24 protein-coding genes and 2 tRNA genes are annotated in these 25,338 nt (G+C 48.7%); 9 read left to right on the forward strand and 17 right to left on the reverse strand.

All coding sequences use genetic code 11. The features are described from left to right. The first annotated feature begins 2 nt into the window (after positions 1-2). Complete coding sequence (locus HOM51_03525; GenBank protein ID MBT5033568.1) at positions 3-1,637, forward strand: recombinase family protein; 1,635 nt, start codon at positions 3-5, stop codon at positions 1,635-1,637. A gap of 330 nt (positions 1,638-1,967) precedes the next feature. On the opposite strand, the gene HOM51_03530 is transcribed toward HOM51_03525, so the two are convergent. From HOM51_03530 to HOM51_03565, 8 genes are all read right to left on the reverse strand, one after another. Then, positions 1,968-2,043, reverse strand: a tRNA-Phe gene (locus HOM51_03530). Positions 2,044-2,155: 112 nt separating this feature from the next. After that, on the reverse strand, positions 2,156-2,362 hold the full coding sequence (gene yacG, locus HOM51_03535) for a DNA gyrase inhibitor YacG (protein MBT5033569.1): 207 nt from the start codon (positions 2,360-2,362) through the stop codon (positions 2,156-2,158). An 18-nt stretch (positions 2,363-2,380) separates the two neighbouring features. Further along, the gene (locus HOM51_03540; GenBank protein ID MBT5033570.1) at positions 2,381-3,820 is read right to left on the reverse strand and encodes an Rne/Rng family ribonuclease; all 1,440 of its coding nucleotides are present in this window, start codon (positions 3,818-3,820) and stop codon (positions 2,381-2,383) included. After that, positions 3,813-4,418, reverse strand: a complete 606-nt coding sequence (gene maf, locus HOM51_03545) for a septum formation protein Maf (GenBank protein ID MBT5033571.1) — start codon at positions 4,416-4,418, stop codon at positions 3,813-3,815. The genes HOM51_03540 and maf overlap by 8 nt, the downstream gene beginning before the upstream one ends. A 1-nt stretch (position 4,419) precedes the next feature. After that, positions 4,420-4,875: an arsenate reductase ArsC gene (locus HOM51_03550; GenBank protein ID MBT5033572.1), complete on the reverse strand. Its 456-nt coding sequence runs from the start codon at positions 4,873-4,875 to the stop codon at positions 4,420-4,422. Between the two features lie 3 nt (positions 4,876-4,878). After that, positions 4,879-5,352, reverse strand: coding sequence for a UPF0262 family protein (locus HOM51_03555; protein MBT5033573.1), 474 nt, complete (start codon positions 5,350-5,352; stop codon positions 4,879-4,881). 6 nt (positions 5,353-5,358) lie between these two features. Beyond that, complete coding sequence (gene hisD / locus HOM51_03560) at positions 5,359-6,663, reverse strand: histidinol dehydrogenase (protein ID MBT5033574.1); 1,305 nt, start codon at positions 6,661-6,663, stop codon at positions 5,359-5,361. After that, on the reverse strand, positions 6,647-7,315 hold the full coding sequence (locus tag HOM51_03565; protein MBT5033575.1) for an ATP phosphoribosyltransferase: 669 nt from the start codon (positions 7,313-7,315) through the stop codon (positions 6,647-6,649). The genes hisD and HOM51_03565 overlap by 17 nt, the downstream gene beginning before the upstream one ends. Before the next feature lie 216 nt (positions 7,316-7,531). Here HOM51_03565 and HOM51_03570 point away from each other — a divergent pair, with 216 nt between their 5' ends. Beyond that, on the forward strand, positions 7,532-7,741 hold the full coding sequence (locus tag HOM51_03570; protein ID MBT5033576.1) for a cold-shock protein: 210 nt from the start codon (positions 7,532-7,534) through the stop codon (positions 7,739-7,741). A 101-nt stretch (positions 7,742-7,842) separates the two neighbouring features. Here HOM51_03570 and HOM51_03575 read toward each other — a convergent pair whose 3' ends face one another. Further along, complete coding sequence (locus HOM51_03575) at positions 7,843-8,265, reverse strand: hypothetical protein (GenBank protein ID MBT5033577.1); 423 nt, start codon at positions 8,263-8,265, stop codon at positions 7,843-7,845. A gap of 239 nt (positions 8,266-8,504) precedes the next feature. On the opposite strand from HOM51_03575, the gene HOM51_03580 reads away from it, so the two are divergent. Continuing rightward, positions 8,505-8,858, forward strand: coding sequence for a cyclic nucleotide-binding domain-containing protein (locus HOM51_03580; protein MBT5033578.1), 354 nt, complete (start codon positions 8,505-8,507; stop codon positions 8,856-8,858). Between the two features lie 43 nt (positions 8,859-8,901). Here the strand turns inward: HOM51_03580 and infA are convergent, their stop codons facing one another. From infA to HOM51_03595, 3 genes are all read right to left on the reverse strand, one after another. Next, positions 8,902-9,120 (reverse strand): translation initiation factor IF-1, encoded by a 219-nt coding sequence (gene infA / locus HOM51_03585; GenBank protein MBT5033579.1) that lies wholly within the window; start codon positions 9,118-9,120, stop codon positions 8,902-8,904. A gap of 75 nt (positions 9,121-9,195) precedes the next feature. Continuing rightward, positions 9,196-10,482: a UDP-N-acetylglucosamine 1-carboxyvinyltransferase gene (murA, locus tag HOM51_03590; GenBank protein MBT5033580.1), complete on the reverse strand. Its 1,287-nt coding sequence runs from the start codon at positions 10,480-10,482 to the stop codon at positions 9,196-9,198. Between the two features lie 19 nt (positions 10,483-10,501). Further along, positions 10,502-10,756 (reverse strand): hypothetical protein, encoded by a 255-nt coding sequence (locus HOM51_03595; protein ID MBT5033581.1) that lies wholly within the window; start codon positions 10,754-10,756, stop codon positions 10,502-10,504. 55 nt (positions 10,757-10,811) lie between these two features. Between HOM51_03595 and HOM51_03600 the strand changes: the two genes are divergently transcribed. Then, a tRNA-Thr gene (locus HOM51_03600) sits at positions 10,812-10,886 on the forward strand. A 399-nt stretch (positions 10,887-11,285) separates the two neighbouring features. Beyond that, positions 11,286-11,906, forward strand: a complete 621-nt coding sequence (locus HOM51_03605) for a response regulator transcription factor (GenBank protein ID MBT5033582.1) — start codon at positions 11,286-11,288, stop codon at positions 11,904-11,906. Between the two features lie 25 nt (positions 11,907-11,931). Here HOM51_03605 and HOM51_03610 read toward each other — a convergent pair whose 3' ends face one another. Beyond that, a complete protein-coding gene (locus tag HOM51_03610; GenBank protein ID MBT5033583.1) occupies positions 11,932-14,496 on the reverse strand; it encodes a PAS domain-containing protein in 2,565 nt (854 codons plus the stop codon). A 186-nt stretch (positions 14,497-14,682) separates the two neighbouring features. Beyond that, a complete protein-coding gene (locus HOM51_03615) occupies positions 14,683-16,164 on the reverse strand; it encodes a PAS domain-containing protein (GenBank protein ID MBT5033584.1) in 1,482 nt (493 codons plus the stop codon). Positions 16,165-16,832: 668 nt separating this feature from the next. Between HOM51_03615 and HOM51_03620 the strand changes: the two genes are divergently transcribed. From HOM51_03620 to HOM51_03635, 4 genes are all read left to right on the forward strand, one after another. Then, entirely contained in the window at positions 16,833-19,019 is a 2,187-nt protein-coding gene (locus HOM51_03620) for a response regulator (GenBank protein MBT5033585.1), read from the forward strand. A 191-nt stretch (positions 19,020-19,210) separates the two neighbouring features. Beyond that, positions 19,211-19,561: a response regulator gene (locus HOM51_03625; protein MBT5033586.1), complete on the forward strand. Its 351-nt coding sequence runs from the start codon at positions 19,211-19,213 to the stop codon at positions 19,559-19,561. A 218-nt stretch (positions 19,562-19,779) separates the two neighbouring features. Then, positions 19,780-20,166, forward strand: coding sequence for a response regulator (locus tag HOM51_03630; GenBank protein ID MBT5033587.1), 387 nt, complete (start codon positions 19,780-19,782; stop codon positions 20,164-20,166). Then, positions 20,166-20,909 carry a hypothetical protein gene (locus HOM51_03635; protein ID MBT5033588.1) on the forward strand — a complete coding sequence of 248 codons (744 nt, stop codon included), beginning with the start codon at positions 20,166-20,168 and terminating at the stop codon, positions 20,907-20,909. The genes HOM51_03630 and HOM51_03635 overlap by 1 nt, the downstream gene beginning before the upstream one ends. Positions 20,910-20,917: 8 nt before the next feature. Here HOM51_03635 and HOM51_03640 read toward each other — a convergent pair whose 3' ends face one another. Genes HOM51_03640 through HOM51_03650 form a run of 3 tightly spaced genes read right to left on the reverse strand, consistent with a single transcriptional unit; the run spans position 20,918 to position 24,857 of the window. Next, a complete protein-coding gene (locus HOM51_03640) occupies positions 20,918-21,424 on the reverse strand; it encodes a YbaN family protein (protein ID MBT5033589.1) in 507 nt (168 codons plus the stop codon). 29 nt (positions 21,425-21,453) lie between these two features. Further along, the gene (locus tag HOM51_03645) at positions 21,454-21,939 is read right to left on the reverse strand and encodes a chemotaxis protein CheW (protein ID MBT5033590.1); all 486 of its coding nucleotides are present in this window, start codon (positions 21,937-21,939) and stop codon (positions 21,454-21,456) included. Then, entirely contained in the window at positions 21,939-24,857 is a 2,919-nt protein-coding gene (locus HOM51_03650) for a response regulator (protein MBT5033591.1), read from the reverse strand. Before HOM51_03650 ends, HOM51_03645 begins: the two co-directional genes overlap by 1 nt. Between the last annotated feature and the right edge of the window lie 481 nt (positions 24,858-25,338).

A 25,338-nucleotide genomic window follows, 5' to 3' on the forward strand; every position in this document is an offset into this window, starting at 1 on the left:
TCATGCGTGCAGCCATCTATGCTCGTTATTCCTCGGACCTGCAATCAGAGGCTTCCATTGACGATCAGGTCCGCCTGTGCCGAGAACGCGCTGAGCGCGATGGCATGACCGTGGCGGAGGTTTACACTGATTATGCCATTAGCGGCGGCAACCTGAGTAACCGCCCCGGCATGCTATCCCTGATGAATGCGGCAAAGCAGGGTGACTTCGACGTTGTCGTCGCTGAGGCTCTCGACCGCATCAGCCGGGACCAAGAAGACATTGCCGCCATCTATAAACGTTTAATCCACGCCGAGATCAAAGTTGTGACCTTGTCGGAAGGTGAGATCAACGAACTGCACGTCGGCCTCAAGGGCACGATGAATGCCTTGTTCCTCAAGGATCTGGCGATCAAAACGCGGCGAGGCCAACGGGGACGGGTCGAAGCCGGCAAAATCCCCGGCGGTAACAGCTATGGATATCAGATCATCCGAACCCTAAAAGATGATGGTACCGTCACAACGGGGGAACGGGAGATCGACCCCGAACAAGCCACCACTGTTCGGCGCGTCTTCCAAGAGTACGCCGACGGCATATCTCCACGACGCATTGCCGGTCATCTCAATGCCGAAGGCATCCCCAGCCCTCGTGGTGGCCAATGGAACGCGTCGACCATCAACGGCAGCCGTCAACGCCGCAACGGCATTCTCAACAATGAACTTTATCTCGGTCGCATCACCTATAACCGGCAAAGATTCATCAAGGACCCTGACACCGGCAAGCGGGTCTCTAGACCTAACCCTGAACATGAATGGGTCATCACAGAGGTCCCTGCTCTCCGAATCATTGACGATGAGACCTGGGAACAGGTTCAGGTAATAAAGGCGCGTTACACATCTCAATCAGGCAACAAACGCCAAACCAAAAAGCGGTTGTTAACCGGTCTTGTAAAGTGCGGCGCCTGCGGCGGCTCCATGACCATCATCAACCGGGAACGCTACTCCTGCTCCGCCAAGCGCGAACGTGGCACTTGCGACAGCCCAATTGGCATTAAGGCGATGGACCTGGAAGTTCGTATCCTGACCGGACTTAAAGATATTCTCCTCGGCAACGAAGATCTTCTGGACGTGTTCGTGCAAGAGTTCAAAGCGGAAGTTAGCCGACTTCAAAAGGAACGCGGCAGCCAAGATCGCCAACTGCAAAAAGAACTCAACATAGTGAGCACCGCCATCAATCGATGCATTGCCTTCATCACTGGTGGCGACGGCGATCCTGGACTCGTCCGCGACGAACTAAAAACTCTCGAGTTACGCAAGGTGGAACTAGAACGACACATTGCGTCATCCAACGATCTTGGCACAATTGAGGTCCACCCCAACATTGCCAAGCTCTATGCTAAGAAGGTTAGCAAACTACAGTCTTTGCTAACTGATGAAGGGACGCGAGCCCAAGCGATCGAGATCATCCGTTCCATGATTGACCGTATTGAGGTTCACGCAGACGATGACCACACTAATCCCAACGTTCTCCTGGTCGGCGCCCTGGCTCAGATCCTCACCTTCACACAACAAAACAAAACCGCCACCTCTTTGGGAGACGACGGTAGGGTCTTGATGGTTGCGGGGGTAGGATTTGAACCTACGACCTTCAGGTTATGAGCCTGACGAGCTACCAGCTCACACAACGCAGCGCTGAGTAACAACATAGAACAGACCTAGATTTGTCCTACTTTTGTTCATTAGCCCCTAAAATTTTACATAAATTTTTGAACCCCATTTCGTGAATTTGTGCGCAACGATTGAGCAGAACACAGTGTAGTAAGCAGCATATGGATGTTACTTACCGTGAAGTGGGGTGGGGTGTCTGGGTTCGAAAACTCGAGAGTAGGACCCTATTGCAACTTGCTAACGCACCTTGAGACGCACCTTGTAAAAGGTGTCTCGAAATGAGATTTTCAGCATAACCATTTGATTTTATTGAATAATAAATGGTGCCCAGGGGCGGATTTGAACCACCGACACGCGGATTTTCAGTCCGCTGCTCTACCAACTGAGCTACCTGGGCATATTTTGGAACGGCAGCTATTGAAGGGGCCGTGCCTGTTGGTGAGTGGCAGCTTATAAAAGATAAAATGGGGCCTGTCCAGCATTGGGCCCACGTTGAATGGTGCCTATTTCTAGATATCTTCAGGATAGTCTTCGTCCAGGTCTGGTTCATCGTCGGACGCGAATTTATATTCGCCGGTTAGCCAGTTTCCGAGGTCCTGATCAGCACACCGCTTGGAACAAAAGGGGCGGTAGCGGGCCAACGCGGATCGTGCGCAAATTGGGCATTTTAGCCCTTTGAGCGGGATATCTTCCGTACCGTCTGCCGCAGGTGCCATCTTTACTTTTCCCTCACCTTAGACCAAAGGCCTAACATGGAATTCTGAGGTGGCCAAGGTGGGATCAGCTTCCAGCACGAGGGGGCGACCAAGTTTTTCATCCGTAGCCGCTAGCGCCTGACTGGCATCGCCTCTTAACATATTAATTACCAAGGGTGCCGCCGTTAGGGCCAGGGCCCGACCGGGGTGGGCGTGAGATTCCCGACCCACCCGGCGTAGGGCATCGAAGGTGAGGCTCAAAGTCGACTTAGCTCGTTCATTCAAGAGGTCGCCACAAACAACCGTCGAAAGTGAAGGACGCCGACGTTCTCTGGTCATCTCTACCAAGCCGAGCTTGGTAAAGCCCACCACATGCATGGGCACCGGGTCACGGGCCACAGCTTCACGCAACCGAGCCAAGAATTTTGTCCTATTTTTTTCGGCCCGCAGAGGCACGGCATCAACAATCAAAAGACCACTCAGATTGCGCAATCGGATTTCTCGGGCAAGGACGTCGGCAGCTTCTAAGTTGGTCTGAAATGCGGTTTCTTCCGGCGAGCCAAAACGCGCGCCCCCAGTGTTCACGTCGATAGCTGTAAGTGCGCGAGTTTCATCAATGAGGATCGTTCCGCCTGACGGCAAGGCCACAGTTCCCGACAGGGCCGCATCCAATTGTTCTTCAACACCATGGGCTTCAAATAGTTCTTCGTCTCCGGTATGCAGTGTCAGGTTTTTTTCCAATCCTGATCCTGTGCCCGCCTCGCGCTTAATTTCGGCGAGGACCCCTGCATCGTCCACAACAATACGATCAGCACTTAAGCCGCCCAAATCCACCAGCACCCGATAAATTGATCCAGCTTGATCCAGCATTAACAGCGGTGGCCGCGCGGTCGTGCGTTGATCAGAAATCTGTTTCCATAAAGACTGAAGGTGGCTGAGGTCCTTTGCCAAGGCTTGATCAGAAGCCCCCTCTGCCGCAGTCCGTGCAATGACCCCATCAGCTTCGTCTGAGAGGTCCGATAAGACCCCTTGCAGGCGCTTACGTTCCCCCTCATCGCCCAACCGGCGCGAAACTTTCACTGTCGCTTGCCCTGGCGCAAAGACCATATAATGCCCCGGCAGCGAAATTTTAAGCGACAGCTTTGCGCCCTTGTCTTCAAATGCCTCGCGGGTAACTTGGACCGGCACCGCATCGCCTTCTTTCACGTAATCGGCAATTGAATCGTCTGCGTCGTTATTTTGCTTGGCAACCAAGCGCGCGTCAGCGAGTCCTAAAAATCCAGACCGCCCCAATCCAATATCGATAAACGCCGCCTGCAACCCGGTTAGAACTTTTTCCACACGGCCCAAATAAATATTGCCAACAATGCCTGCGGTTTTAGATCGCCGGATGATGATGTCAGTAAGACGAGCGTCTTCCAATACCGCGATGCGGCTTTCACCGAGCTGAGAATTGATCAGGATAACGTCGTCAGTCATTTGGGCCCTGCGCAATAGAATAGCCCGCCCCTTGTAACAGCCCTGTCGTCTCCAACAGGGACAGACCGACAACGTTGCTATAGGAGCCGATGATCTTTCGAATAAAAGCCCCTGCCAATCCCTGAATGGCGTAGGCACCTGCCTTGCCTTGCCATTCGCCACTTTCGATGTAGCCATTGATTTCTTGTTCACTGAGGACTTTTAAAACCACGGCAGTCGTCACCAAGCGGGTTCGCGGGGTTCCGTCACGATCCACCAGGGTAATGCCTCCATGCACCCGATGACGACGGCCTGAGAGTAGGTTGAGAAATTTCCGCGCTTCGGCTTCATCACTTGCCTTGCCCAATATGCGACGGCCACAGGCAACCACCGTGTCGGCACCCAGAACCAATGCGCCGGGAAATTTTTCAGCTATATCTAGCGCCTTCAACTTCGCCAGTCTTTTTGCAAGATGCGTCGGCAGTTCCCGGAGTTTCGGCGTTTCATCCACATCTGCGGGAACGACGTCGTCAGGCATTACGTTAATTTGTTTTAGCAGGTCCAGCCGACGTGGAGACGCTGACGCCAAGATTAGTTTGGGTTGAGTGCAGGCCACCATCTTATACCTTTTCTAAAAGGTCAGCGGCAGCATCGGTCGGGAAGCGGTTTATGATCTGCTGCATCAACTGATGGCGAATTCGACGATAGGCTGCGAGCCTGTTGTCCCGTGATCCTTCGACAATTGAAGGATCAAAGGTATGCCAGAATTCTACATCGCAATGCATTGTTCGGGTCAATTCCATGGCTTTATGCTGGGCTTCCGGTGACAGGGTAATGATGAGATCGTAGGAGGTATCATGCAGATCGTCGAAGGATTTCGGCTGGTGATTGCTAATATCAACATCGATTTCCTTCATCACAGCAATGGCGAAACCGTCCACATCCATTTTCTTTGCGCCGACGGAATCAACATAAACTTTATGGCCAAGCATTTTTTTTAACAGGCCTTCAGCCATGGGTGAGCGGACAGCATTCCAAGTACAAGAGAACAGAACAGCGGAGGGATTCTTATTCATGCCCTACGTCCGAATGTGAAGAACACAGATAAGGGTGAACAGACGGCGGGCCGTTTGCGTATCAACTTTGACTTTGTCGGCAAGGCGGCTGGCCAGCAGTTCGCTGCCTTCGTTGTGCAAGCCCCGCCGCCCCATATCGATGGCTTCGATCTTCGACGGGCTGCCCATTTTGATGGCTTCATTATAACTTTCACAGATCATGAAATAGTCGCGAACGACAGACCGAAACGTGGTAAGGGGAAGCGTAAATTTTACCAACGGCTCTTCTGATGAATCCTGAACATCAAAAATTAGCCGGTTATCTTCAACGCTCAGACGTAAATTGAACGGGCCTTCGAAGTCACCGACGACGTCGAAACAGTTTTCATCCAAGATGTCATAAATCGCAATTTTGCGATCATTTTCAACCTGCGCACTGCGCCGCACGACATTGCGCTCATCGAGAACCAAGCCAACGATGCGCGGGTCTTTTGTCACGACGCCCTACCCACCGGTCCGCCGATTGAGTCTGATGGAAACAGAAAGCCCGTGCGCGTCTAAGCCTTCGGCTTTTGCCAGCGTCTCAACAGATGGCCCAAGCGTCGCCAGGCTTTCGGGGGATGCGCCGATCAATGTGCTCCGCTTGAGAAAATCTAAAACACCGAGCCCAGATGAAAACCGCGCACTCCCGGCTGTCGGTAACACGTGATTAGGTCCCGCCATGTAGTCGCCTAATGCTTCTGGGGTGTGACGTCCCAGGAACACGGCGCCAGCGTTCCGAATATTGCTTAACATTCCCTCTGGATCGGCCACAGCCAATTCCAAATGCTCAGGTGCAATTCTGTCTACCAAGGGACATGCATCGGTCAGATTATTTACCACGACTACAGCCCCAAAAGTATCCCAGCTTTCACGTGCAATTTTGGCGCGGGGTAAGGTGGTCAGATGGGCCTCTACCGCCTGCTCCACCGCATCAGCGAACGACGCATCGTCAGTGATCAGAACAGACTGCGCCGCCGTATCATGTTCAGCCTGTGACAAAAGATCTGCTGCAATCCAAGCAGGATCATTTTCACCATCGGCCACCACCAGAATTTCCGAAGGGCCGGCGATCATGTCAATCCCGACTGTGCCGAATACCTGGCGCTTCGCTGCTGCCACGTAGGCATTGCCAGGTCCGACAATTTTATCGACCGGTGTAATCGTCTCGGTCCCATAGGCGAGCGCGCCCACGGCTTGGGCGCCGCCAATCTTATAGACCTCGTCAATTCCGGCAATGTGAGCCGCGGCCAATACCAATGGATTGATTACACCGCCCGGGGTCGGCACCACCATGACCACACGCCGAACGCCAGCGACTTTTGCGGGCACCGCGTTCATTAAAACAGATGATGGATACGACGCGGTGCCACCAGGCACATAAAGTCCAACAGCCTCCAGGGCCGTCCAACGATAGCCTAACTCCACACCAACATCATCCGTGTAGCGTAAATCTTCTGGAATTTGTTTTTCGTGAAATGCCATGATCCGCGCCGCGGCAAGCTTCAAGGCCTCGACCTCTTCGGCGTTACAATTTTCAACCGCGGATACGATCTCTTGAGATGTGAACCGCATGGTCTCAGCGGTCAGATCAAACTTATCCAATCGACGGGTGTGGTCGATCACGGCCGCATCGTCCCGCGCTTTTACGTCGGCAAGAATCTCGCTGACGGTCGATTGAACGTCTGGTTCATTTTCGCGCTTAACGGACAACAACCCCTGAAACTGGGCGTCAAAATCCGTATCGCGTGCATCAAGACGCTGCGCCATTGACGGCCTCACGGAATTGATTGATCCAATGCCCGACCTCATCCGGACGGGTTTTCCAGGCCGCGCGGTTGACCGCCAAGCGGGATGTGATGTCGGCAATACGTTCGACTTCGACCAGACCGTTTGCCTTCAGCGTTGAACCGGTTGAGACCAGATCGACAATGCGCCGACAAAGCCCGAGACCCGGTGCCAATTCAAGCGCGCCTGCAAGCTTAATGCATTCAGCCTGCACGCCCCGTGCGGCGAAGTATTTGCGGGTGATCTCCGGGTACTTTGTCGCGACCCTGACATGGCTCCAGGTCGACGGATCATCGGCACCAACCATGTCCTTAGGCTCCGCCACGGCGACATAGCAATGACCAATGTCTAAATCCAAGGGCGCATAGATCTCCGGATAGTCGAATTCCATCAACACGTCTGTTCCGACAACGCCCAAGTGTGCCGCGCCGAAGGCCACAAAGGTCGCAACATCAAAACTGCGGACACGAATAATCTCCACATTTTCACAGTTGGTCGCAAAGCGAAGCTGACGCGCACTATCATCGTCGAAGGCAGCTTCGGGTTCGATTCCAGCTTTACGTACCAAGGGCATAACCTCTTTAAGGATACGCCCCTTGGGCAGTGCCAATACTAATTTTTCGTTCGCAGACATGGGCAATTTCGCAGTCAATCTAAGAGAAGGCGGCATTAATAGAGAAGTAAATGTGTACAGTCAAAAGCTCAATTAACTATGAACAGCTCATTCTGTTAAATCTTGAGTAATTTGGAAGAATTCTAAATTTGCGGCTTTTAGTGAACATTTTTCACATTTTTTTTGAGAATCGTGGTATTGATTCAGCATTGAGGCTGAAAAAAAGAGACGAAGAAAATGACTACCGGTACTGTGAAGTGGTTCAACATGGCCAAGGGTTATGGCTTCATTGAACCAGAGTCAGGGGAAAAGGACGCTTTCGTGCATATCTCGGCCGTCCAACGGGCCGGGCTCGAAACCTTACGCGAAGGTCAAAAGGTTGAGTTTGAGCTCGTTCCAGGGGATAGAGGGAGAAGTTCGGCTGAAAACCTAGTGCTTAAAGATTAGCCTGGGGCACTTTTCTAACTGTTCGAAGAAAACCACAGGATTTTCTTAATCCTGAGGGCATGTGGCTTTGTATGTTCGGGGCTTAACTCCGAAGGGCGGTGTTATGTGCGTTCTCCTTTCTGGATTAACCAACTCCGATATTTCCTGTTTTCTCTCCCATAAGATCTCAACGCCGACTGATAGCGGTAGACCTTGCCTGCTCGTTTATTGAAGAGAGAGATTACCACTCCCTGCAAAAATGAAGCGGCCAAGAGGCTAAGCTCTATACAATAAGCAACGACAGAACTGGCAAGCAGAAACACCACGAAGCCAATTAGCACCCCAAAGAATGCGCCGCTTAAAAACGATCCGGTTTTTTCGTAAATCCCCCAGACAGACAAAGCGCCGATAACGGTAGCAGTCCCAACGCCAATTCGTGACACGGCGACACGGTCGATGCGCTCGGCCAACAGTTGGGGCACTTTACCAAGATCTCTCTCAGTCAGGCCAAATTCGGCCAATGTTGGTTTTTTAGGTTGGTCCATATTTTATAACCTACCGAATTACAAAGCATCTAGATATATGTGATACCCATCACTGACCCAATAACATAAATTGTGGGACTATCATTTAACGATAGAACATTTAAACCCAAATTTTGGAGGTTAAAATTCAAAACGTACAGTCATCGCCCCGCTCCGGAAACGGCACTTGCGGGCTGGTAAACAACCGAAACGTTATTCGAACGCCCCAGCGCGGAAATGTTACGCGCCCGAGTACCGGTATTAAGACCAGAGAAATCAAGAATAAACACCATATTTTCCGGGAAGAGGAATGGGGCGAACACGCCTTTATCATCGAATCCGGAACCGTGGAAATCGTCAAGAAGACCGCCAATGGTGAGAAAATTATTGCAACCATCGGCAAGGGTGAAATGTTCGGTGAGATGGCCTTGATTGACGACGCACCGCGCATGGCCTCTGCCCGCGCAGTTGGTGTCGTTGTGGTGAAGGCTATTCCGCGGGAATTCGTAGACAAAAAAATATCAGCGATTGACCCATTCGTCAGGGGGCTTCTCAGAATACTCTCGGATCACGTCCGCACGATGGCAACATCAGATAGCGGGAAGGCATCCTGAGCCACGACGCGCTCTAAAGCTTAAATTCAATTAAATTGAAAAGTTATTTATGCCGGAAAGTAATGCGGCCTTTGGATAGGTCGTAAGGAGTCATCTCGACATCGACCTTATCCCCGGCAAGCACACGGATGCGGAACTTGCGCATTTTCCCTGCAATTCGCGCGATAATCTCGTGGTCGTTTTCAAGACGGACCAAGAACATCGCGTTAGGCAATTTTTCAATCACCGTGCCGGTAAACTCTAGTAGTTCTTCCTTAGCCATTTTGCCTAGGTCTGTTGGTTCGGGTGGTAGGTTTAAAACACCTCGCTGGACCTCTGGTCAAGGGTTATTCACCTCTTACCCTTTAATCCGTTCGATATCCGCGCCACAGGCCGCCAGTTTTTCTTCCAAGCGTTCGTAGCCGCGGTCTAGGTGATAGACCCGGTTGATGATGGTTTCGCCTTCTGCCGCAAGGCCAGCGAGCGCCAGAGACACAGAGGCGCGTAGGTCCGTCGCCATGACCGGAGCACCAGATAAGCGCGGAACGCCTCGGACAATTGCCGAAGCCCCGTGAACGTTAATATCGGCCCCCATGCGGCAGAGTTCCGGCACATGCATGAAGCGGTTTTCGAAAATTGATTCGGTAATCATTGATGCCCCTTCGGCCGTGCTCATCAACACCATGAGTTGAGCCTGCATATCGGTTGGAAAACCGGGATAAGGTTCCGTCATAATATCCACGCCTTTAACCGAGCCGTTGGTCCGCGATACGCGAATGCCGTCTGCTTCTTCTTTAATGTCAACTCCTGCCTGGGTTAGCGCGTCGACGACCGTCTCAATCAGTTCTAGGCGGGTTCCCAGCAACTTCACGTCGCCACCGGTTAGCGCCACAGCGACCGCATAGCTGCCGGTCTCAATTCGATCCGGCAGCACTTCGTAGTTCGCTTCGTGAAGGCGATCTACGCCGGTAATCTTGAGCGTATCGGTTCCGATACCTTCAATTTTAGCACCCATTGCATTGAGGCAGTTGGAAAGATCAGCAACTTCTGGTTCGCGGGCGGCATTGGCCAACACGGTTTCACCCTCCGCCAGTGTCGCCGCCATTAACAGGTTTTCCGTTCCCCCGACGGTGACAGAGGGGAATACGACGTGTGCCCCTTTCAGGCCCTTTGGTGCGGCGGCAGAGATATAACCTTCCGCCAGTTCGATTTCTGCGCCCAATTGGGTGAGGGCCTTAAGGTGGAGGTCGACAGGCCGAGTGCCAATGGCACAGCCACCAGGAAGCGAAACCCGAGCCCGGCCACAGCGCGCCAGTAAAGGCCCAAGCACCAGTATCGAAGCGCGCATTTTTCGGACCAAGTCATAAGGTGCCGTGGTGTTCGAAATATCACTCACAACAATCTGGAAGGTGCGCCCGTCATAGCCCGCCCCTGGCGCTTCACCGTTCATATTGATCTCAGCACCCAGTTCAGACAATAGGTGCGCCATGGTCGATATATCGGCCAGATGAGGCAGGTTAGATAGTGTTAGTCCCTTATCTGTCAGCAAACTGGCCGCCATTAAAGGAAGTGCCGCATTCTTGGCACCACCGATACGAATATCGCCCTTAAGGACATTGCCGCCCCGAATTCGAATTTGATCCATTATTATTCCTTTTACGAAATTATTCTTCGGAGTCTGCCGAATTTTTTGGTGTGGGTACCTTTGGCGAAAGAGCCGGGCGACTGCGGGCTTGTTGTTTGCGCTTTTGTAAATTATTGCGCAAGGCATCAGCGAGACGCAAACGCCTTTCTTCTTTCGCCGCTTTTTTTATATTCGCCGGATCATGGTCCGTTTCAATCGTGTCCTTTTGCGCCACAAACGCCACCTTTCCATAAAAATTCAGGGCCATGTAGCGCCGCGCACGCTGGGCCGTCAAGGTATGCTTGCCTCGCCTGGAACCCTATGGCATGTTGCGCCCGCTTCCCACTCGTGCCGCCGTAGCTCAGGGGTAGAGCGCGTCATTGGTAATGACGAGGTCCACAGTTCAATTCTGTGCGGCGGCACCATTCTCCGTCATTATAGTTCAGACACCCGTTAGCTTGCCTTGCCATTTATTAGAACTCAAAAGTCATACTACGAGAATACAGTTATCTTATGGAATTACGGCTGAATTATGGAATTCAGCGCCGCCGAATCAAATCAAAATTTCCGTTTATTTTACAACGGTTATTTGCACTCCAAGATTTATTAGTCTATAACAAAAGGCATAATTTAGTTATACTAAGGTCTCTGCAGAAATTCAAAAATTCCATTATTTAGTGCATTAATGGTAATAAATTTTTATAACATTTGACGACCTTTTAAAAAACAATGCTAATGTCTGGCGAGGCTACAACTGAATTTGAATAAGTTCGCGTTTGTGGCGCATTGTTATGATAAATGGTCTACTTTATTAGGGTATACCCATGAAAATTCTACTTGCAGATGATCACACATTATTTCGTGAAGGCCTACGTCACGTAATGGATATGCTCGACGATGATGTTGATATCGTCGAGGCAGAAGATTTCACAACGGCCATCCAGTTGGTCCAAGACACGGACGATTTTGACCTCGCCCTCATTGACCTCAACATGCCGGGCATGGATAGCTTCCAAGGTCTTAAAACAGTCAAAGAATCAATTGGCAGCAAGCCGATTGTCGTCGTATCCGCATCCGACAGTCGGGAAGACGTTTTACGTGCCATGGATAGTGGTGCGGCTGGTTATATCCCAAAGACACTTTCAAGCAGTGTCCTTGTCGGTGCGTTAAAACTGGTGTTATCAGGAGGTGTCTATCTGCCACTTGCACTTTTGCAGGAGGCTGAAAATGCAGATGCTAATTCTTCTGCCCACTTGACACCGCGTCAACGTGAAGTTTTAGATCTGTTAGCCCACGGCCTCTCCAATAAGGAAATTGGAAGCCGCCTAACTTTGTCTGAGGGTACTGTTAAATTACATGTTACTGCACTGATGAAAGCCCTAGAAGTTAACAACCGGACGAAAGCTGTCATTAAGGCTACGGAACTGGGCATACTTAAGAAATAATACTCACTCTGATGTTAGAAGAGGCTTATGAAACGTGGCTGTCAGCCTCGTTAAAAGCGTCCTGAAGTATCTGTGCTAATTTTTCAGCTCTAACGGGTTTGTGTAGCACCGTAAACCCAGTGTTTTCAGTGATCTTAAGAAATTCTGGGGCCGTGTCCCCCGTCAATATATACCCAGGAACATTTTGGCGAGTTGCCGCCCTGACGGCGTGGATGGCATGTACGCCATCCAATCCATTTTCCAATCTCAAATCAGAAAGAATGAGATCAGGAATAACTTTTTCATCTTGAATAATTCTTTTTGCCTCGTCCGCCGACCTAGCAATTAAAGCGTTGTAGTTCCACGCATCCAGGCGAAGCTTCAGACCGCTTAACACATCCCGGTCATCGTCAATTACAATTATGGTTTTATTTTTACCATCAAGTGCTGGTGGTTCAATTGAATTGACGGACTTTGCCTGATGCTGTGCCGTGAATTTAACCAACGGAACTTCTATGACAAAGCGTGATCCTTTTTCTTTTGTAGAATTTATAGTGAGTTTAAGGTCCAAAATCTTGGCGGCCTTCTCAACATATGCGAGCCCAAGCCCCAAACCCTTTTTTCGATCCCGCTCTGCGTTATCTATTTGATAGAATTCTTCGAAAATAGACGTTAATTGATCCGCATCGATTCCGATCCCAGTATCATGTACTTCTAATAACAAATTTCCATGGCTGCGCCTGGCTCCAAAAAGAATTCGACCCTGGTCGGTAAAGCGAATTGCATTGGCAAGTAAGTTACGCAAAATTTGTTCGAGCAGTTTCTCGTCGGTCAACACCGATTGGTCCGCGTCAACAAAGCGGAAATCAAGCCCCTTCGCACGGGCCTGAGGCTTAAATTCAACTGCTAAGTGGTTCAGCAAGCTGGAAACGGAAAATTTCATTGGATCAGGACGAGTAAGTCCGGAATCAAGTTTAGAAATGTCAGACAACGCTTCGAACAAGTGTTCGAGTGCTTCGAGGGAACCTTGCATACGGGAAATGAGTTCACCTGCTTTTTCGTCGTCTATCTCGGTTTTGTTTTTCCTGTTGTCATCCAAAACCGACAAGAATAATCCTAACGCGTGGAGTGGTTGCCGCACATCATGACTGGCCGAAGCAAGGAACCGCGACTTGGCTTGGTGCGCTGATTCTTCTGCCGCGACGGCATCGCGCAGCTGCTTCTCCATCCTTTTCCTTTCGCGAATTTCCTTGCGCAGGTAAATTGTCCGGGCTTCGACCCTTTGCTCCAACTGGTCCCGCGACGTACGAAGCGCCTGTTCCGTTCTAGCTAACTTGGTAACGTCTGTTCGGATCACAGCCGTCCCGCCGCTGGCGGTTTTAAATTCATCAATCTGCATGACCCGACCATCAGGCTGCGGGGATGTCCATGGCTCGGTCGGGTTTTGATGGCGTTTAATACGTTCTTCAATCGGAATTGAAATTTCGCTATTCTTGTTTCTAATGCCTAATTTTGAAAGTTTCCGAATATGCTCTTCAAATGTCTCCCCAATACAAATAACTTTTTCGACTCCCGGTCGGTCTGAAATATATTTTCCATTATACAATGCCAATCGATCGTCCGAATCATAAAGAGCAAATCCGTTTGGGATACTTTCAACGGCGTCTTGCAACAAATATAGCGTCCGTTTTTGATTAGAAATATTGCGTGCCGTTCCACGGTATCCAATGAAGACACCGTCCGCGTCAAAAATAGGAATGCCACTCGTTTGAGTAATAAGGGTTCGGCCATTGGGGAGATGGGATTCGTATTCAAAATCCTTAAACGGTTTATGCTCTTGCAAATCTGCATGGTGGCGGGCCCATGTTCGACTTTCATCGAACAAATCCCGAGGATTTGAATACTTATCACGGAACGTCCCAATCCTTTCATCAGGCGTCAAACCCGTCGTTTCGTAGAATTTCTCAGAGAAGTAAATGAATTTAAAATCCGAATCCATTTCCCAGTACCAGTCCGAAGAGGCCGCCGTAAAGTCGCGGAATCGTTCTTCACTCGCCTGCAAGGCCCCCTCGACAGATTTCAATTCGGTTATATCTTGTACCGTCCCAGACAGGTTGATGGGAAAACCGTCCTTATTCACTTCGACGGCCCCACGTGTCTGAACTCGGCGCTCTTCACCATCTGTTCTAATCAACCGGTACTCGAGGAAATAAGGTTTCTTGGTTTCGACCGCGTTTGTGATGACTTGTTTCAATTTGAACAGATCTTCCGGATGAACAAAGGCTAGAAACGAGTCGAGAGATCCTGTAAATTCCCCGTTCTCGGCCCCGAAAATTCTATACATTTCATCGGACCACCAAATCTCTCCGGTGGATAGGTTCCGTTCCCAATTTCCCATCTGTGCGATCCGCTGAGCAATAGCCAGCCTATTGATGGTTTCTTGAAGCTGTTGAGATATCGGCGTGCTGACAAAGCGAAAAAGAAGAACGCCTAAAAGGATAAGAGCGGTCGCTCCAAAAATTGTAATTTGAATTGCCACAAAGAAAGATTCACGAATATCGGTATTGCTTAAATTGGTGCCTCTCGTGTGTTCTAAATTGGCATTATACATTACCCAAATTGCCAAGGCCGCTACGGATAAGGCTACGCCTGCCATAACACAGAGAAGAACGGAGAGTCTTAATCGATAGGACACCGCGATTTATTCCACCAATCAAAATCTAGTCTAAAAGTAAATCCGGGGCCTGCCACCACAGTCATTGTGTTTGCAGGCCCCGGGGTAACCCCGCCCGCAATATTACGCCGCGCGGACTTCGGCCAAGAATTTCTCCACTTCTTGGGCCAAGATTTCGCCTTGCTTAGCTAGATCACCTGCCGACTCGAGAACATTGGTCGCGGCGATCCCGGTTTCTTGTGAGGCTTGGCTAACGCCATTAATTGTGATGTTCACTTCTTGGGTGGAGGCACTTTGTTCTTCCACCGCAGATGAGATCGTTGTTTGAATTTCGCTGATCTCGTTGATGGTTTTACTGATCGTCTGAATGGCTGCCACCGATTCTCTTGTTGCCCCCTGGATCGATCCGATCTGGGCCGCGATTTCCTCGGTTGCCTTGGCGGTTTGATTGGCCAAGTTCTTAACTTCAGATGCAACCACCGCAAAGCCTTTACCCGCATCACCGGCGCGAGCTGCTTCAATGGTTGCATTCAAGGCCAGAAGGTTGGTCTGATCAGCGACGTCTTTAATTAGGTTCACCACTTGTCCAATCTTGTCAGCCGCATCGGCCAGACCTTGAACCATTTCGTTTGAACGTTCGGCTTCTTGAACTGCATTTGATGCTGCAGATGCTGAAACTGATACCTGCGAGGAGATCTCATTCACTGAGGCGCTCAGCTGTTCTGTAGCCGCTGCAACGGTGCTCGCCTGATTGGTGGTTTCCTCCGCCGTTGCCGCCATGGATTCTGAGGTTGCTTGCATTTCAGTCGCAGCGGCTGCCAGGGTTTCAACAACCGACTTAACATTGGCTTCAAAGTCGTCGGCCATTTTGACTTGGCCAGTAATGACGCTCCAGACCAACAGAATTCCTTCATAGCTGCCATCTGCACCTGTGATGGCTGAAACCCGAAGATCTAGAGTTTCATCGCCAAGAGTTATTTTAGCCGTATGCGGGAGGTTGGCCGGGTCTTTCAGCATTTGCCGCTGGTGCTGGGGATTTTTGTGGAAGATATCAATGCATTGCCCAATCAGGGTGTCCACCGTGCATGGCATGAGATGTTCAAGCGACCGTAGCGTCGTTTTGGTAAACTCATTAATATATGTAACTTTCAAGCTTTCTGGATCAGCCAACATCACTCCAACGGGAATTTGATCAATTACCTGAAGTTGCCGATTACTATCCTCGTCCGATTTAACTTTATCGGTAACTACGCTCCAGGTCAGCATTGCAGAGACATAGTTCCCAGAATTATCCCGCATCTCCGTCACAAGCAAGTCGAGGTATTCGTCGCCAAGCTGAATAACTGCATTGTGCGGCAAGTTATTGGGATCCTCTATCATTTTACGTTGGTGTGCAGGGTTTTTGTGGAAAATATCAACACATTGCCCTACCAATTCATCGAGCTTGCACGGCAACAGATGTTGGAGACCTCTTAAGGTATCTTCGCTGGTTTTGTTCATGTAAGTAATGCGGAAATCCCGGATATCCAACATCATGATGTTGACCGGCATGTTCTCTAGCATCTGCCCCTGCATTTTGGCATGGACTGGACTTTTTCTAAGCATGATACGTTCCCTACTAGTGATTAATGATGACGTTTCCCATTGTTAGTTAATTCATTCACAATTTTACAGATACTTATCATCGTCTTTTATTTTTGAAATAACTAGCTGTCCAGAAGGGCATTAATACTATGTAAGAAGGCGTACGAATTGCGCTAAAGCCATGGTTGGCATAACAAAAGGCATATAAAGAAAGGGAGTAATATAACCCCAAATTTTCAGGCAATGTCGTAGGGAAAACGCCATGTATCAGGGGTTAAGTAAGGACTGGAGACGCGCGGCAGGATCACGGAGGATTCCATGGCCTATGCAACAAGTCTAGGTTTACTCAGATCACTCAAAAACCCTCGAAAGACTTACCGAGCCGTTTCCAGCTCGGTAAGTTCAACAGGGAGGCTTTCGAGTCTTTAACTTATGTGGCCATCCAGCCTTGGGGGGGGGGGAGGGGGGATGGCCCGAGCTTTCTAGCATTGCACTTTCAAGCTCAATCGGGATTTTAGGATAAACCTGTATCTCCCGATCTCTGAGAACCAATCTACCCGGTCCATGTTTCAGAAATATGTCCAAATTGTTTTTATTTGTTACAATATATTTTCTGATTGGATCAGCCTCAATGGCGTGTAAATTAGGCTTAATACTATAATCTCCAAAATTTGAAGGTATTCTGTGGTTTGATGATGCTAGAAAACCAGTTCAGTAAGAGAGCGCGCCTTGCAATTGTTCTCCTATTCTCCGTTCTATCGTTTGCTATTGATATGGAGCGGGCGTTTGGGGACTACTCAAGTTTGGTTTATATAAGCATCCTGTTTGCTGGTGTTTGGATCAAACATCGACACATTTATCTCATTTTAGCGTCGCTTGGATCCATATTGATTTTCCTCGGAATGCTTTCGCTCCAGGCTCCCCCGATTATATCCGAAAGATTGATCGCAGTTTTCTTATTATGGTCCGCTGCATTCCTATTATCATTGGAAGTGCAGCGAGTGGAGGCTCTTGAGAAAATCGAAAAAGGTTTAAAACAACAGATAAGAGATGAAGCAGAAAAATATAGAAAGGGAATTAACGATCACGCACAAACAGAGTTAGAAGCAAAAATTGCGAGAGAGGAGGCCCGTAGTTTAAAGCGGGCAAACGAGCGGTTGATTGCCCGTATGGGCCATGAACTACGAACACCGCTTAATAATATTATAGGTTTTTCCGAGCTTATTTTATCAGGAAATATTGGCGAGACTAATCCCGAAAAGCTAAACGAATACATTACGGATATTCACGATTCCGGAAATATGTTGCTGGAATTTGTGGATAACATGATCGATTTATCTCGGCTTCAGGCGGCCATACAACGCCAGGACGACGAATATCATAGCCTTGTTGAATTGGCACCCGATCTAATATGTGAATGTGAAAACGAGATCATAAAAAAAATAAATTCTGCCGGTATTTCCATCTTGGGCATTGAAAATTCGGACGGGATCATTGGGCAGCCTTTTTCAAACCTAATCCACCCCGACTTTCTAAGAGATTCGGAACATGATTTGCGCGAAGTTCTCGCAGGTCACGGTCGTACGATCGTACAATTTCTTCATTCCAATGGGCGAAAGTTGGATATGGATATTTCGGCGACCTCAACGGGGAAGCACGAAGCCTCCCATGTTATAATTGTTGCCCGTGACGTGACGAGCCGGCTCCAAGCAGAAGCCGAGCACAAGCAAATGGAAGTAAAAATCCGGCATTCTCAGAAAATGGAGACCATTGGCACTTTGGCCGGCGGTATTGCCCATGACTTCAATAATATCCTGACGCCAATTTTTGGTTACTTACACATGGCCTTGGATGACGTAGGTAAAGATAGCCAAACATATGAAGATTTGAACCACGTTTTAAAAGCAGCGCAGCGCTGTAAAAATCTTGTGGAACAAATACTGACGTTCAGCCGGCTGGACGAACAAGAATTAAAGCCGATTAAACTTCCAATCATTGTTCATGAGGTTTTGAATCTACTGAGAGGCTCCTTGTCTCCTAATATTCAAATTAAATACGATATTAATCCGACATGCCCAGCTACCCTTGCCGACCCATCTCAAATCCACCAGGTGCTCATGAACCTTTGCACCAATTCAGCCATTGCTATGGAACCGGATGGGGGAATTCTTGAGGTCAATCTGGATGTAATTAACGTTGGCTCTGAAAAGGCGAACAAAAACCTACTTTTGGCACCAGGCGAGCACATTCGCCTGAGTGTTAAGGACACCGGATGCGGAATGGATAACGCAATTATACAACGTGCCTTCGAGCCGTTCTTCACGACCCGCAGTGGAAAGGGTACAGGCATGGGGCTTTCCGTGGCCCATGGCATCATCATCAATCACAAAGGTCAAATCACTGTAGAAAGTGAATTGGGCAAAGGTACCAAATTCGAAATATTTCTACCCACGGCCGAATTAGCCATTGAACCAGAATCCTCTGGCGATGAAATTGCCAAAGTCGGCAAGGGGCGAGTTCTGTTTGTCGACGACGAAGAAGAAATCTGCCTTATGGCAAAACAAATGCTCGAAAGGCTCGGGTATGAGGTCACGCTTTGGTTAAACAGCCGCGACGCATTGGAAGATTTTCAATCAGATCCAATAGCATACGATATCGCGATTACAGATTTCACCATGCCCAACCTAGACGGAATCCAATTAGCAAATGAAATTGCCACCATACGTCCTGGTATGCCGGTTATATTAATTAGTGGATTCAGTGAAGTCATAAGCGAACAAGATATGCTGGAGGCGGGTATTCGTGAGTCGATTATGAAACCTATGCGCCCTCGTGATTTGAGCGCGGCAATTTGGCGCGTACTTGGACAGAATTAAACAAGAGCAATTATCTCAACCTAATAATTAGGAATTATTAGCACTTATTTAGGTCTATTTTCCTAAATTTACAGATACATGAATAAATTGAAACATCTTGAAATTTCCCCGACATTTTTCTCAAACATACCTCATATATACTTCCTCTCAGACATTGGGAAACTCGCATCAGTTAAGTCATGACTAAAATATTGATCATTGAAGATGACGATGAAGTTCGTAATTTGGTTAAGCGCGTCTTAATCAAAGAAGGGCACGAGATATTTGAAGCAGCGGACGGCATCTTAGGTGTCTCTGCGTTTCGAAAGACAGACCCCGACATCGTAATCAGTGACATCGTTATGCCCAATCAGGATGGTTTTGAAACGATTGAAGAGATACTTACGATTGAGCCTAATACTAAAATCATTGTGATTTCGGGCGGTGGATCGAGACCACCCGATAGACATTTCAAGCATGCGAAGAATATTGGGGCGTTAAAAACGCTGGCAAAACCGTTTACCCCTCCTGATTTGGTAAAAGTAGTTGAAGAGGTGCTTTAATCTTCGGGGAGGGTATAATAGTTTCAGTTTTTAAATTACCGAAATTTATTAATTTCTTCGGTGGGAAAAAGGTGGTAGCAATTTAGCGGAGTGACTACCATATGTCTCAGGGGCATTTTTATCCCACTAGAAACTGAGTGAGTAGCGCGTGAGTTATAATTGTAAAGTAGCTTGCGTAATAATTTTAGGTACGGCCATTTAATACAGGAGGTTACGCCGTGGCAGTTAATATGGATATGAATATCCTCGTGGTGGATGATTATGCCACCATGTTGCGGATATTAACGAACTTATTGAAGCAGCTTGGGTTCAATAATGTTGATACCGCACTGGATGGGTCTGAAGCACTTCAAAAGCTTAAAGACGGAAGTTTTGACTTCGTGATTTCTGACTGGAATATGGAGCCCATGACAGGCATCGAACTCTTACGTCAAGTTAGAGACGATGATGGATTAAAACACCTACCGTTCATTATGGTAACGGCCGAGAGTAAATCTGAAAACGTTATCGCCGCAAAGGAAGCGGGGGTATCTAACTACATTGTGAAGCCGTTTAATGCGGAAACCCTTAAAAGTAAGATGGAATCTGTTTTAGGTGCTTTCTAATGGCAAATTCGGTCAAAAAGTTTGCCGCTGAACGGAAATTAGCGAAGCAACGAAACGAGAATGGGCCGGAAATTTCCAATTCAGAAATTTTCTCTGCTCTCAGATCTGTAAACGCAACAATTAACGCTGGCTTTAAAGAAGCCTACGCGCGAATTGACGCGTTGAGTGAACAGGCCGTTGCGCCGGATGATATTGAAGAATTCTCCGTTACGGATCTTCGTGAAGAACTTCAGGGCATAATGACCCATATCTCGACGACTAAATCCGAAATTGCAGCTTTAAAACCGAAAAACGAAACCGAGACAGATCAAATTACCGCAGCGACTGGAGAATTAGATGCTGTGGTGGATGCGACGGCGGCAGCGACATCTGATATTCTAAAAGCAGCTGAAGACTTGCAGACGGCGGTCGATGCTATTCGCGCAGAACACGCCATAGAATCCGTTGAGAACTTGGATAAAAATCTCGATGCTATTGAGATGGAGGGCATGAACATTTTGATGGCCTGTGGGTTCCAAGACTTAACGGGACAACGGATCAACAAAGTCGTAAATACGCTTCGCTATATCGAAGATCATATTGATGCTTTGATTAAGGTCTGGGGTATCACAGAGGGAACGGCCGATGGTGCGCTGATTGCCAACGCTCCAGATGACGCCCGGCCGGACCAAGATCTCTTGCATGGTCCTTCCACAGATGGCTCCGGTGTTAGTCAGGATGACATCGACGCCCTGTTTGATTAACAGAACCTTCAGATATCATTTAATTGAGAAAACGTGCTCTTACGAGAGTATTGAACCGTCCCGGCGGGGGATGAGCTTTGCCCAGAATCGTATTCAGACTCAAATTCTGGCGCTTCACTGGCACGGGTTATCAAATATAGGGCCACGGGAACCATAATACCGGCCATAATACTGGGCAGCATCCAGTCTTCCGCAACGAAAAACAAAATAAATAGAAAGCTTGCCGACATTGTACCGACAGCGAGTGCCTTGGCGCGCCTGGATATAACCCGGTGCCGGTGCCAACCTTGAATAGGGGCGCCAAAGCGGGGATGGTTCCACAACCACTTTTGAAATCGTTCAGAGCTTTTTGAAAATGCCCACAAAGCGATCAACATAAAGACCGTTGTCGGTAGCCCAGGAATGAAGACTCCAATGAGTCCCAAACCAATATTCAACCAACCAAAACCAAGCAAAAACCAGCGAACAAAACATTGGCCCAGACGCTTAGATTTCTCGGCTTGAACATCGGGCATCGGTGTACCCTTTCAATTGATCGCCCAAATTAGGAATTCAGCTTCACGATCTTTTCGACATCGCAAATAACCATCAGGTTTTCGTCAAGACGATGGACACCTTGGGCAAAATCACGCCAGTTCTCATTCAAATTCGTCGGATTGCTTTCATATGTCTTCTGCGACATGCTCAAAACGTCACCAACTTTATCGACAAGCAGGCTATATAGCTCGCCATCCACGTCAACAACGACATTCATTAATTTCTCAGGGTCCTTTGCCACAGGCATTCCTAACCGTAGTCGCACATCAACTGCTGTCACAATTCGACCCCGCAAATTGATCGAACCTGCAACCTCCACTGGAGCTAATGGGACTTTGGCAATTCCCCTAGGGCTTAAAATGTCCTGAACCGTCATGGCTTCGATGCCAAACATTTGTCCGTCAATTTGAACCGTCAAGTAGTCTTGTACTTCATCCAAAATTTGCTGGGCCGCCGATCCTGTTTCGCTGACGACTAAGTCTGCATTGCTCATTATGCTTCCCCTATTGCACTTAGGGCGCTTTCGAGCGTTTGGATTAACTCGTCACGGTCAGATTTAGTGACATAATCGTCGAAACCAACCTCACGTCCTCGTTCAAGATCTTTCTCAACCACGTGGGACGACAGGGCAACCATTGGTGTATCTTTCCACCTGGCGTCACCCCGCACTGCTTGTGCAAATTCAAACCCATTCATACCGGGCATTTCGATATCACTTATAATCACATCGAATTTATTGCCTGATTCGCGAAGTTCAAGAGCATCATCCGCACTTTCCACTGATGTAACGGTATAACCCGCAACTGATAGCATCGGCGTTAATAAATTACGGAAGAACGGGCTGTCATCAACCAAAAGGACCGAAACGTTGCTCGATTGATCCTCCTCAAATCCTTTTTGGCCGGCACCTTCGAACCAGTCCGGATAGGCCTTGGTTAGGAAATGGCCCGCGTTAATGACGTCAGTCGCCTTGCCATCGATAACAGCACTCCCGATCAATTCATCCATATCCGTAGAAATCTCAATATTCAATCGGTCTTCGACAATATCTACGATTTCGTCAACCGCGAGCCCCATCGAGCGTTCTTGGTCGGTAAACACCAGAATTGGCTGACGATCACCCTCTTTCCATTCATGGGCCCCGTTATATGGAATTAGTGGCATTAACGAGCCACGATACTGAACCATCCGTTGCTGTTGTGACTGCTCAACGGTTTCCATATCGATTTCTTCAAGTCGGGCGACAAGCGCCAAAGGAACGGCTTTTAGCTCATCACCACCCGCCCGGAATATCAGCATCGATGTGGTCTCATCGTTCGCATCGACAGCCGCTTGAGCTTCAGCACCTTCCGTAGCGGCCGCGTTTGCGGCATCACCCGCTATGCCATTCGGATCAATGATCATGATGACGCTGCCGTCACCGAGAATGGTATTCCCAGAATAGTAGGGAATATCTCGAAGGATTGGTGTCACCGGCTTGACGACGATTTCCTCAGTGTCAAATACCCGGTCAACAATGATGCCGAAGCTATAATTACCAACTTGGCTGACAACAATAAACACTTCGTCGTCGAGTTCTTCCAGCTCCTGTTCCGCATCTGCTTCCAGCGCTACGTCTTCGCCATCGCTATCGTCCGTTGGGACAGGGTTGGCGTCGGCATCTAGTTCGTCTACTGACAAGTTCAATAAATCACGCAACGAAACCAAAGGCAGCAACCTGTCCCGCAACCTCAGAACAGGTGAATCGTTAATCATTTCGATGGCAGTTTCTGTCCGCGAAGCCGCACGCACCAATTCAAGTACGCTAATCTGCGGAATTGCAAACCGCTGTTTCGCGCATTCCACAACCAACGCAGAAACAATCGCCAACGTCAGCGGAATCTTAATCGTAAACGAAGATCCTTTGCCATCCTCCGACTTCAATTCAACGGTTCCGCCAATTTTCTCAATATTGGAGCGAACCACATCCATACCGACACCACGTCCCGAAACACTGGTAATTTTTTCAGCGGTAGAGAACCCGGCTTTCATAACAAACTGGTGAATCTGTGCATCGGCCATACTTTCAATTTCGGCCTCCGTCGCCATTTCGTTTTCGATCGCCTTCTGCCTAATCCGTTCCGTATTCAATCCTCGACCATCGTCGGAAATCGAAATTACAATATGCCCGCCTTCATGATAGGCGTTTAGCGTAATCGTCCCCAATTCGGACTTTCCAGCTGCGATACGACCTTCCGGTTCTTCCAGCCCATGGTCAGCCGAATTACGCACCATGTGAGTCAGCGGGTCCTTAATCATCTCAAGCACCTGACGATCAAGTTCGGTATCGGCGCCCAACATCTGAAGATCGATTTTCTTACCTGAATCAACGGATAGATCTCGCACGATCCGCGGCAATTTCGCCCAGGCATTCCCAATCGGCTGCATGCGAGTCTTCATCACCCCTTCTTGCAACTCGGTCGTAATCATACTCAAGCGCTGTAAGGGTGCAGAAAATTCACTGTCATCTCTACCACGAACCATTTGAAGCAATTGGTTGCGGGTCAAAACCATTTCGCTGACCAAGGTCATCAAGTTTTCAAGCAAGTCCACGTTGACACGAATGGATTGCGCCGCAATTGAAGGACCCTTCTCACCAGCGTCTTTCTTCTTCGCGGGCTCCGCTTTCTTTTCAACAGCCGTGGACGCGGCTGCAACAGGTGCGGGCACAGAAGCCTCCGCCTTCGCTTTTTCTGCCGCCTCTGCGTTATCTTCTTCTTCTAAATCTGCTAAAATTTCTGCATCCGATGCGGCCTTTGCTCCACTGGATTCCGCCTGCGCAACCTCTTCCAGGAGTTCTGCTGCCACGGGCGCACCAAATTCATTGGTGGCGGATTGATCACCACCAACCGCAGCAGTGGCAGCCTCAAACTCGGCCATAAACTCGGCAGCTACTGGAGCGCCAAATTCATTTGATTCAGGCGAGTCATCTGCGGCTGCTTCATCTGCGACCGCAGCCTCTACAATCGGCTCAATAGATGGTGGCGGTGCAGATTCGCCATCAGCCATCGCTCTCAAAAGCGCAATTAATTCACTGTCCTCACCATCCGGTTCTTCACCGGTGTCTTCCAATTCACCCAAAAGGTCACGAATACGGTCGAGACATTGCAAGATGAGCGTCACCGCTTCCGGCGTGACGTCCAACTTCCCATCCCGAATGTTTCCCAATACGTCTTCACCCGCATGGGCCACCTTTTCCAGGCGAGGCAAACCAAGGAAACCACACGTTCCCTTAATGGTATGTACCAAACGGAAAATATTACTCAGGATATCCTTATCCGAAGGGTCCTGTTCAAACTTAACCAACTCGACGTCCAAAACCGCTAAGTTTTCACCGGTTTCAGTCAGAAATTCTGTTAATAAGTCATCCATGACGAGTCACTCCAAACGTTAAGTCGTTTTTTCCATTTAGCCTACGCTACATGCCCATTTGGCATGCCAAAATCAATATTCAACAGCCAAATGAAATTTATTTCAATTTTACCCAACTTCCCAAATGCTTTGGCTAAGCTTCTCACTGAAACTCAGAACCCACGGCACAAACCAAGATCTCGGTCGCCAACAACCAAAACAAGTTTACATAAATAAATGTGGCACCCCCCTAAAAGACATGCAAATTGAATCTTTTAGTGAAGAACTGAAGATTGATAATAGAATACGATTATTTCTGTAATGTTACGCAGGCATGGGAATCTTGTTTCAGTATGTTTCTGCATGTTTCACGATGTTACAATGTTTGTGCATCATTTAATAATGCGGTAAAGGCAGGAAAGACTTTCGAGTGTCGGCAAGAAATTATAGTATCAGAATGTGGGATTTTCCTTGGGGGGTAGGTCTTACCATAAAATTGTAA

It is taken from the genome of Rhodospirillaceae bacterium (genome assembly GCA_018660465.1).
Lineage (GTDB): Bacteria > Pseudomonadota > Alphaproteobacteria > Rhodospirillales > JABJKH01 > JABJKH01.

Coding starts and splice junctions, on each gene's coding strand:
- HOM51_03525 (MBT5033568.1), top strand. CDS start 3: ATGCGTGCAGCCATCTATGCTCGTTATTCCTCGGACCTGCAATCAGAG.
- yacG (MBT5033569.1), bottom strand. CDS start 2,362: ATGGCACCTGCGGCAGACGGTACGGAAGATATCCCGCTCAAAGGGCTA.
- HOM51_03540 (MBT5033570.1), bottom strand. CDS start 3,820: ATGACTGACGACGTTATCCTGATCAATTCTCAGCTCGGTGAAAGCCGC.
- maf (MBT5033571.1), bottom strand. CDS start 4,418: ATGGTGGCCTGCACTCAACCCAAACTAATCTTGGCGTCAGCGTCTCCA.
- HOM51_03550 (MBT5033572.1), bottom strand. CDS start 4,875: ATGAATAAGAATCCCTCCGCTGTTCTGTTCTCTTGTACTTGGAATGCT.
- hisD (MBT5033574.1), bottom strand. CDS start 6,663: ATGGCGCAGCGTCTTGATGCACGCGATACGGATTTTGACGCCCAGTTT.
- HOM51_03565 (MBT5033575.1), bottom strand. CDS start 7,315: ATGTCTGCGAACGAAAAATTAGTATTGGCACTGCCCAAGGGGCGTATC.
- HOM51_03570 (MBT5033576.1), top strand. CDS start 7,532: ATGACTACCGGTACTGTGAAGTGGTTCAACATGGCCAAGGGTTATGGC.
- HOM51_03575 (MBT5033577.1), bottom strand. CDS start 8,265: ATGGACCAACCTAAAAAACCAACATTGGCCGAATTTGGCCTGACTGAG.
- infA (MBT5033579.1), bottom strand. CDS start 9,120: ATGGCTAAGGAAGAACTACTAGAGTTTACCGGCACGGTGATTGAAAAA.
- murA (MBT5033580.1), bottom strand. CDS start 10,482: ATGGATCAAATTCGAATTCGGGGCGGCAATGTCCTTAAGGGCGATATT.
- HOM51_03605 (MBT5033582.1), top strand. CDS start 11,286: ATGAAAATTCTACTTGCAGATGATCACACATTATTTCGTGAAGGCCTA.
- HOM51_03610 (MBT5033583.1), bottom strand. CDS start 14,496: ATGTATAATGCCAATTTAGAACACACGAGAGGCACCAATTTAAGCAAT.
- HOM51_03615 (MBT5033584.1), bottom strand. CDS start 16,164: ATGCTTAGAAAAAGTCCAGTCCATGCCAAAATGCAGGGGCAGATGCTA.
- HOM51_03635 (MBT5033588.1), top strand. CDS start 20,166: ATGGCAAATTCGGTCAAAAAGTTTGCCGCTGAACGGAAATTAGCGAAG.
- HOM51_03640 (MBT5033589.1), bottom strand. CDS start 21,424: ATGCCCGATGTTCAAGCCGAGAAATCTAAGCGTCTGGGCCAATGTTTT.
- HOM51_03645 (MBT5033590.1), bottom strand. CDS start 21,939: ATGAGCAATGCAGACTTAGTCGTCAGCGAAACAGGATCGGCGGCCCAG.
- HOM51_03650 (MBT5033591.1), bottom strand. CDS start 24,857: ATGGATGACTTATTAACAGAATTTCTGACTGAAACCGGTGAAAACTTA.